This window comes from Oleiphilus sp. HI0125, from assembly GCF_001635355.1.
Window position 1 is genome coordinate 1 of sequence record NZ_LWGF01000887.1, and the last position, 947, is coordinate 947.

The following is a 947-nucleotide window of genomic DNA, read 5'->3' on the forward strand; positions in this document are numbered from 1 at the left end:
TGTAAATCCAGAAGGTGTCGATGGTAACCCTGATCCGCTTAAAACAGCGCGAGATGTGCGCGATACCTTCAAACGCATGGCGATGGATGACGAAGAGACAGTCGCGCTCACAGCTGGTGGCCACACCGTTGGTAAAGCACACGGTAACGGCGATGCAGGTGAGCTTGGCCCAGAACCAGAAGGTGCTGAAATCGAAAACCAAGGTTTTGGTTGGATGAATAAGACCAAAGCAGGAACAGGCCGCGATACGGTAACAAGTGGTGTTGAAGGTGCATGGACCACAAACCCAACGCAGTGGGATAACGGTTACTTTGACTTGCTATTGAACTACGAGTGGGAACTTAAGAAGAGCCCAGCTGGTGCATGGCAGTGGGAGCCGGTCGACTTGAAAGATGAGCATCGCCCTGCTGCGATTGATGATCAAGCTGATCCAACCCGTGTTGTGATGACCGATGCCGATATGGCTATGAAAGTAGACCCAGAGTACCGCAAAATCTCAGAGCGTTTTTACAATGACCCTGAGTATTTTTCAGAAGTATTTGCGCGTGCTTGGTTCAAGTTAACGCACCGCGATATGGGGCCTAAAAGGCGTTACATTGGTCCTGAAGTTCCTGTGGAAGATTTGATTTGGCAAGACCCAACACCTGCAGGAAATAGCGATTTTGATGTAGCTGCTGTGAAAGTAAAAATTGCTGAAAGTGGTTTGAGTGTGTCAGACCTAGTTACCACCGCATGGGATAGTGCACGTACATTCCGCGGCTCTGACTTCCGAGGTGGTGCAAATGGTGCGCGTATTCGTCTTGAACCAATGGCTAGTTGGGCGGGTAACGAGCCAGAGCGCTTGCAACGTGTTCTTTCAGTGCTTGAACCAATAGCGCAGGCTGCCAATGCGAGTGTTGCTGACGTGATCGTACTTGCTGGTGGTGTGGGGGTTGAGCAAGCTGCAA

General features: G+C 50.6%; 1 protein-coding gene. It reads left to right on the top strand.

What is annotated here, in order from left to right; genetic code table 11:
- Nucleotides 1–947: peroxidase family protein (locus A3762_RS15200; RefSeq protein WP_304439290.1), on the top strand; the 947-nt coding region annotated here is incomplete at both ends.